The sequence below is a fragment of the Cognatishimia sp. genome, from assembly GCF_964229375.1.
Taxonomy (GTDB): domain Bacteria; phylum Pseudomonadota; class Alphaproteobacteria; order Rhodobacterales; family Rhodobacteraceae; genus Cognatishimia.
Window position 1 is genome coordinate 1 of the sequence record NZ_CAXREH010000232.1, and the last position, 6,298, is coordinate 6,298.

Sequence of the window (6,298 nt, forward strand, 5' to 3'; positions counted from 1 at the left end):
CGGGACTTATGCTTGCGCCAATTGTGCTCGTAGGCGCCTGACATGATCACCGCACGTGCCACCAGATCGGCATCGTCGGTCACCATAATCCCACCTTCGCCGGCGTTCAGCAGTTTATAGGATTGGAACGAAAAGCACCCCACTTTGCCGATGGTGCCAATGTTGCGGCCATGCCATGTGGTGCCCAAGGAATGCGCGGCGTCTTCGACAACAGGGATCGACTTGGCGTCACACAGGGCCATGATCGCGTCCATATCCGAGGTATGGCCGCGCATGTGGCTGATGATGACCGCGTCAACATCGTCCAGTTTGCTTTCAAAGTCAGCAATATCAATGCGATAGTTCTCGCCAACCTCACACAGAACCGGCTGATAGTCTGCGTGCACTACCGACGAAGGAACCGCGGCAAAGGTGAACCCGGGGATCAACACACGGGCGTTCTTCGGCAGGCCAAGCGCCTTTAAGGACAAGAACAATGCGGCCGAGCAGGACGAGACCGCGAGGGCATATTTGCTGCCCAGCATCTCCGCGAATTCCTGCTCTAGCAGGGCGACAGGCGCGTCTTCTGCTGCGGTGTAGCGAAACAGATCAGCTGATTGCAGCAGGCGTTCGATTTCCGGGCGTACCGACTCTGGGATCGGTTCAGAGGAATAGACGTCAGGAATGCCCATAGTTTTCACTTTTCTTAATTTAACCTTTGAAAAGAATAAAACAGTGGGCGTGCGAATACGAGATTTATCTCGGAGTCGAGCGCAATTTCTTTGGGTTATTGCAGGTGGGTCACGCGCTGCGGGGCAGGCGATAAAAATCCGATATCTGATCGGCGATAACTTCGCTTGCAATCGGCTCGTTCAGATCCTCGGTGACCGCATCCAAGATGTCTTGCGGAACATTACCAGCGTTTACGTCGGCCAGAATTTCCACCGATTCCGCGTCAAATTCCGGGTGAGGTTGCAGCGTCAGGGCTCGGTCGCCATAGAGCAGGGCTGCATATTGGCATGTTTCGTTGCTGGCCAGAACATGCACGCCCTCGGGAATCGCGGTGACCTGATCCTGATGCCACGCCATCATCGCCAGATCGAGGCCTGCAAAATCATAGGTTTTGCGCCCAACGTTCCAGCCGCCAGAGTATTTTTCGACAGTGCCGCCAAGCGCTTGGGCGATGATCTGGTGACCAAAACAGATCCCAACGATGGGTCGCGCGGCGTCAACACAGTCGCGGATAAACTCTTCAAGCGGCGCGATCCAAGGCAATGCGTCATAGGCGCCGTGTTTTGATCCGCTGACAAGCCATCCGTCGGCCGCCTCTGCCGTGTCTGGCAGATCGCCTTCAAAGACATTCCAGGATTCAAATTCAAACCCCTGGCCCCCTAACAGCTCTTTGTAGAGGTCGGTGTAATCGCCATGGGCCGCAACCGAAGCCTTGGACATAGCACCGCAAATAAGGAGACCGATCTTCATCGCAATTTATCCTGTGAGTCGTGGTTTCGGCTGGTTAACGCGCTGGTCAGACCGCGTCAAAAGCTTTCCGGAGGGGCAGGGATTGGTTGCGCCAGATAGTCTGATTTCGCAATCCGCGTGATGCCTTTCAGAAACAGCGTGGACTTGTGGTGCTGAGGCAGTGACATAATGGCGGTCTGTACAGCTGCGAAAACGGCTTCTGCATCGCGGCCCTGTGCTGTGATGAACGGCAACACCGGCGTTGGTTTGGTTTGGGCGACGACAACAAGGTCACGTGCGAACGCGTCATAGGTCTGGATCAGCTGCCATGTCACAACGTCCAGCCCTGCAAGATCCGCATCCCCGCTGGCGACGGACTGCGCTGATCTGAGATGTGCGCCGGTTTCGATCAAAGCACCTGGCTTGATGCCTGCATCCGTCAGATGCGACATGGGGGCTGCCCAGCCCGATTGGCTGAGCGCCTCGTTATAGGCAAATCTGGCCCCGTCATACTGCACCAGATCGCGGAGGTTTTCCCGATGAGCCACCAGAACCGAATAGTAATGCCCGTCAGGACACTCTGGGATGTCATAGATCGGCGTGCCGACTAACGCGACTTTGTCATGCAGTCGGGCGCGATAGGGTAGGCCGCAGGTCTGGGCAAGCAGCAGGTCTGCTGACTGCCAGATCTCCCAGAAGTCCATGTCGCGGGTCAGCGCGTCTGGCCCATATCCAAGGTGATGTTTGATTTCCTGCCAGAGGGCATCATTGGCCGCTGCGGTTTCCGCGCGGTCATACATGCCCAATGCGGCAATCATTCAGTCACCCTTTGGCGCGCCAGAGCGCTGTCGCGGTCGTTGATCCCCAACAGATTGGCTGCCAGACGTACGAGCGAGTCTTCTTCTGCGTCGCGCGCACCATCGGCCAGCACCACTTGCCAGAGGCTTTCAATGACGGCGATGCGCCCGTCAAAGGGCACGGCATCTTTGATGGCTCGGGTGAAACGCACGGTGTCGGGGGCCTCGGTTTCCAATGTCTCTGCTTCGCTGCGCAGGGCAGTGGCCTCAAAGGGCGACAGGCTGTATCGGGCCGCGGTTATGCGGTCGATCCGGTCTATTTCCGCTTGGGAATAGTCGCCATCGGCGCGCGCAATGCGCACCAGCAGCGCGGTCAGCGCAAGGCGCGCGTCGCCGTCAGTTAGGGGCTCGGGATCGGGGGCGGTCAGACGCTTTAGGAATTCAGCAAACATAGGGGCTAGATTGGGTCTTTTTGTATGGGCGTCAAGGTCGCCTTGTTAACGTGCAGGGCTGTCGGCGGGATTGATCCCAAGATGGCTTTCGATTTCGTGAAGGGCGGTGTGCTCTTCGGGCAGATCGCGACCGTCTGCCAGAATGACCGTCCAAAGCTGTTGCACGATGACCAGACGGTGTTCGTAGTCCACCGTGTCCCGGATCAGGGCAGCAAATTCTGTTGTGTCAGGTGCATGGGACTCCAGCTTTTCGGACGTGGCCCGCAGTTTCGCGGCCTCAACGGAAGACAGGGCAAAGCTTTGGCCAAGGATATGGTCGATTTCGATGATTTCGTTGACGTGATAAAAGCTGTCAGACTTTGCCACGCGCACCAAAAGCGCCCCAAGCGCGAGTTTTTCATCCGGTTCCGGAAGAGGTTGCGATTTAGGTTTTCCGCGCAGCCGTGCGATGAAGTCGTCCCACATAGTATTTTCCCTGTTTTCTGGCACTATCGGGCGAGTTGCCAATGGGTGCAATAGCGGCGCGCGATGGAAGCGCAGCAAAGCTGCGCGTGGATATTTTTGGCAAGAGAAAAACTAGAAGAACAAAGACTTCTTGAGTTTGGTTTTATGCAGCGGCAGCTCGAGGACACGGTCCATTTTCATGCCGCGTTTGGTGACACGGTAACCCAGGTATTTATAGAGGCTTAGGGCGCGGGTGTTGGAGGTCAGCACTTCGAGTTCGACGCAATCAAAGCCGCGTTCGCGGGCGCGGACCTCCATGCGTTTCATCAGTTGCGAGCCGATCCCCTTGCCTTGATTGTCTGGGGCGACCCATAAATCGGTGACGTGATTGTCGCCGTTTTCGGTGGCCGCAAAGCCCAGAATGCCGTCTTCATCTTCGGCGATCAGGATTTCATCCGGGAATGAATTTGCAAAGTCTTCAAAGACTTGCGGGCCGATTTTGTCTCGGGCATTGGCCGGAAGATGCGCGGCAATTCCACGTTGCCAGGCTTGGTGGCCAATGGCCGCAAGCGACTTAGCGTCGGACACACGCGCCCGGCGAATTGTGAGCAATGACATAAAGCCTCCCTTGCGTCAGTCGGGGACCGCGCAAGGAAAGGCTAGCACGAGGTCAGGCGTTTCACGAAATCAGCTGCGCGAAATTGTGCCAAATGGCTTTTGCAAAAGGGGCTAGACCAGACGGGAATTGTCGATCGCGGCTTTCACAAACTCGCGGAACAGAGGGTGCGGATCAAAGGGTTTTGATTTCAGTTCCGGGTGGAACTGAACGCCAATGAACCATGGGTGATCGTCCCATTCGACAATCTCAGGCAGCCGCCCGTCGGGGCTCATGCCAGTGAATTTCAAACCCGCCGCTTCAAGCTGTTCACGGTATTTGATGTCGACCTCATAGCGGTGGCGGTGACGTTCATCGATTGCCGTCGTGCCATAGACCTCGGCCACTTTAGAGCCTTCGGCCAGCGACGCGTTATAGGCGCCAAGACGCATGGTCCCGCCTTTGTCGTCATCGGCCTTGCGGGTGACTTTTGCGTTGCCCTGCACCCATTCTTTCAGGTGATAGACGACCGGCTCAAAGCGTTTCTCGCCCGCCTCGTGGTCAAATTCCTCAGAGCCTGCGCCATCGACGCCCGCCGTATTGCGTGCGGCCTCAATGACCGCCATCTGCATGCCCAGACAGATGCCAAGATAGGGCACCTTATGTTCGCGCGCGAATTGGGCGGCTTTGATTTTGCCTTCGGTGCCGCGCTCGCCAAAGCCGCCGGGAACCAGGATCGCGTCATAGCCTTCCAGATGCGGGGCGGCGTCTCCTTTGTCGAAAATCTCTGCGTCGACCCAGTTCACGTTGACTTTGACACGGTTGTGCATGCCGCCGTGGATCAGGGCCTCTTTGATGGATTTATAGGCGTCCTCAAGCTGGGTGTATTTGCCGACGATTGCGACATTCACTTCACCATCTGTGTTGTGGATGCGGTCATAGACGTCATTCCAGCGATCAAGATTGGGCTTGGGGGCAGGGGCGATGTTGAAGGCATCCAGAACCGCCTGATCCAGACCTTCGCGGTGATAGGCCAGCGGTGCCTCATAGATGGATTTCAGATCATAGGCCGCAACGACTGCTTCTTTGCGTACGTTACAGAACAGGGCGATCTTTTCGCGTTCCTTTTCAGGAATGGGCTGTTCAGAGCGGCAGACCAGCACGTCAGGTGCGATCCCGATGGATTGCAGTTCTTTGACCGAGTGCTGGGTCGGTTTCGTCTTGAGTTCGCCAGAGGCCGCCAGATATGGCAGCAGCGTCAGGTGCATAAAGATGCATTCGCCGCGGGGTTTGTCGTGACTGAACTGGCGGATCGCTTCAAAGAAGGGCAGGCCTTCGATGTCGCCGACAGTACCGCCGATTTCACACAGCATGAAATCGACTTCGTCTTCGCCGATCGAGATGAACTCTTTGATGGCGTTGGTGACATGCGGCACAACCTGGATGGTTTTGCCAAGATAATCTCCACGGCGCTCTTTTTCCAAAACGTTCGAATAAATTCGGCCTGACGACACAGAGTCGGTCATGCGCGCCGGAACTCCGGTGAAGCGCTCATAGTGGCCAAGGTCCAGATCGGTTTCTGCGCCGTCATCGGTGACAAAGACCTCACCGTGTTCAAACGGGCTCATGGTGCCGGGGTCAACGTTCAGATAGGGGTCCAACTTTCGCAAGCGCACAGTATAGCCACGGGCCTGCAACAAAGAGCCCAACGCAGCTGACGCAAGGCCTTTGCCAAGTGAAGACACAACGCCGCCTGTGATAAAGATGAAACGTGCCATAGAGTTGGCGACCCCCGTGAGTTGATGCGCGCTTTGGGCGCGGCTTGTATTCAAAATGAACACCCTCGGCAGCGATTCTGCCGATGTATCACGGGTGTTCACGTATAAAGGATTCGCAATACCTTGGCAAGATGACCGCAAGATACAGTTGCGGCATCCTATTGGACCTCAAGTATTGGTAGGTAGGCCCCAAAAGGGCCCTCAGATTATTCCGCGATTGGAACCAGTGGCGCGTCGTCGCCTTCTGCCGGAGGCAGCAAGCTGTCAGACGCAGGCGCTGTTGGCACGGTGGCCTCAGAGGCTGGAACCTCGACACCAAGCTGGTCAACCACCGAAGTGCCTGCCGCGTTGCGTGCCGCCAGAATGGTCAGAGCAATCGATGTGCAGATAAACGCAATGGCCAGGATCCAGGTGATTTTGCCCAATGCTGTCGCTGCGGAACGTCCCGCAACGGCACCACCGCCACCGCCGCCGATACCCAGGCCTCCACCTTCGCTACGTTGCATCAGAACGATGCCGATCAGGCCAAGCGCCAGAAGAAGGTGGATGATGAGGACAACGTTTTCCATGGTGGCCTTTGCGTGGCTGCGTATTGCGATTACAGCGGGCTATCTATGCAGTTTTTGGGGGCGAGGCAAGGGGCTAGCAAGGCTGCTCAGACCAATTGCGCGAATTTGTGAGGGAATTGCGCGTGGCTTTGGTGTGAATGGCGAAAGTTGCAGGGGCGCCTTTGGGATTATTGCAAGTATTGCTGTCGTAAAGTCACCAGCGCATCAACGGTCGATTGCGCGC

At 56.6% G+C, this 6,298-nt stretch carries 8 protein-coding genes; all 8 read right to left on the minus strand.

The features are described from left to right. A partial coding sequence (locus tag ACEQWH_RS16200) for a DegT/DnrJ/EryC1/StrS family aminotransferase (protein ID WP_370232585.1) occupies window positions 1-671 on the minus strand: 671 nt, incomplete at its 3' end. A gap of 109 nt (window positions 672-780) precedes the next feature. Continuing rightward, complete coding sequence (locus tag ACEQWH_RS16205; protein WP_370232587.1) at window positions 781-1,461, minus strand: type 1 glutamine amidotransferase; 681 nt, start codon at window positions 1,459-1,461, stop codon at window positions 781-783. A 56-nt stretch (window positions 1,462-1,517) separates the two neighbouring features. After that, the gene (locus ACEQWH_RS16210; RefSeq protein WP_370232589.1) at window positions 1,518-2,258 is read right to left on the minus strand and encodes a phosphate/phosphite/phosphonate ABC transporter substrate-binding protein; all 741 of its coding nucleotides are present in this window, start codon (window positions 2,256-2,258) and stop codon (window positions 1,518-1,520) included. Then, entirely contained in the window at window positions 2,255-2,689 is a 435-nt protein-coding gene (locus tag ACEQWH_RS16215; RefSeq protein WP_370232591.1) for a TerB family tellurite resistance protein, read from the minus strand. The genes ACEQWH_RS16210 and ACEQWH_RS16215 overlap by 4 nt, the downstream gene beginning before the upstream one ends. A gap of 45 nt (window positions 2,690-2,734) precedes the next feature. After that, a complete protein-coding gene (locus ACEQWH_RS16220; protein ID WP_370232592.1) occupies window positions 2,735-3,154 on the minus strand; it encodes a TerB family tellurite resistance protein in 420 nt (139 codons plus the stop codon). Between the two features lie 111 nt (window positions 3,155-3,265). Then, window positions 3,266-3,751, minus strand: coding sequence for an N-acetyltransferase family protein (locus ACEQWH_RS16225; protein WP_370232594.1), 486 nt, complete (start codon window positions 3,749-3,751; stop codon window positions 3,266-3,268). Window positions 3,752-3,862: 111 nt separating this feature from the next. After that, entirely contained in the window at window positions 3,863-5,506 is a 1,644-nt protein-coding gene (locus tag ACEQWH_RS16230) for a CTP synthase (RefSeq protein ID WP_370232596.1), read from the minus strand. A 206-nt stretch (window positions 5,507-5,712) separates the two neighbouring features. Beyond that, the gene (gene secG, locus ACEQWH_RS16235; RefSeq protein WP_370232597.1) at window positions 5,713-6,075 is read right to left on the minus strand and encodes a preprotein translocase subunit SecG; all 363 of its coding nucleotides are present in this window, start codon (window positions 6,073-6,075) and stop codon (window positions 5,713-5,715) included. Window positions 6,076-6,298: the final 223 nt, after the last annotated feature.